This is a genomic window from Neobacillus drentensis, assembly GCF_036966985.1.
In the GTDB taxonomy this organism is placed as follows: Bacteria; Bacillota; Bacilli; order Bacillales; family Cytobacillaceae; genus Neobacillus; species Neobacillus drentensis_E.
On the sequence record NZ_JBALSN010000655.1, the window covers coordinates 3,001 to 3,929 of the forward strand.

A 929-nucleotide genomic window follows, 5' to 3' on the forward strand; every position below is an offset into this window, starting at 1 on the left:
TTAAATGTTAGGAGTAGTTTAATTCTTTTTTAAAGGAACAGGGCAGTTTAATTAAATAAAAATCAAATAAAGGAAGGGAGATTCACGTGAAAAAAGAGCGTAACATTATTTTATACATAGGTACTTCAATTGATGGCTATATTGCAAATGAGGATGGTACATTAGAATGGTTAGAATCAATAGAAGTAGAAGGAGATTCTGGCTACAATTCACTCCTTGAAAGAATAGACACTGTAGTTATGGGAAAAGGAACCTATGATGTCGTTCGTGGATTTGATATGGACTACCCTTATAGCGATTATAAGAATTATGTTTTTTCCAAATCTGTTAGTGGATCAGATGAATACGCTACATTTATTGATGAAGAGGTCAAGACGTTCATTAAAAATCTAAAACAAAAGCCTGGTAAAGATATATGGTTAATTGGTGGAGGAAAGTTAGCTCGTGAATTTTTTAAAGATAATTTAATTGATGAAATTCAATTAGCTATTGCACCTATTATTTTAGGGAAAGGAATCTCCTTATATACCGGGGATGACATTACTCAAAACTACACATTAACGAAAGTAGAAAAACTAGGTCAATTGGCAATGCTTCATTATATGAAAAAATAATTTTGATTGTCTTTCTTTTCTTGTTGAGCTAACGGGCTAGGTTACCAATATTATACATAAAAAACCTAGCTTTGTAGGCTAGGTTTTAGCGTTATCCAAAGTTTTGGAAAACAAAACAATAGAATCATAACAATTTTAAAAATCTATTTCTCCAGTCCTCTGCAAGAGCATCAACTATCAATATTTTTTCAATTGATGTTTTATCTTGTTTTTGATGAAATAAAATTTGTGTAGCAAAAGAAACGGATATTTCTTTTGAGTGTTTCTCCACAAGACTTATTTGCGAATCTAATGTAATAGTCCCTTCTTCTAATA

General features: G+C 30.9%; 2 protein-coding genes. One reads left to right on the forward strand and one right to left on the reverse strand.

The window, feature by feature from the left end; genetic code table 11:
* The first annotated feature begins 86 nt into the window (after positions 1-86).
* Positions 87-614, forward strand: coding sequence for a dihydrofolate reductase family protein (locus V7659_RS29895; protein WP_335543659.1), 528 nt, complete (start codon positions 87-89; stop codon positions 612-614).
* 124 nt (positions 615-738) lie between these two features.
* Here the strand turns inward: V7659_RS29895 and V7659_RS29900 are convergent.
* Positions 739-929, reverse strand: a 191-nt coding sequence (locus V7659_RS29900) for a 3-alpha domain-containing protein (RefSeq protein WP_335543660.1), incomplete at its 5' end; no start/stop codon positions are given.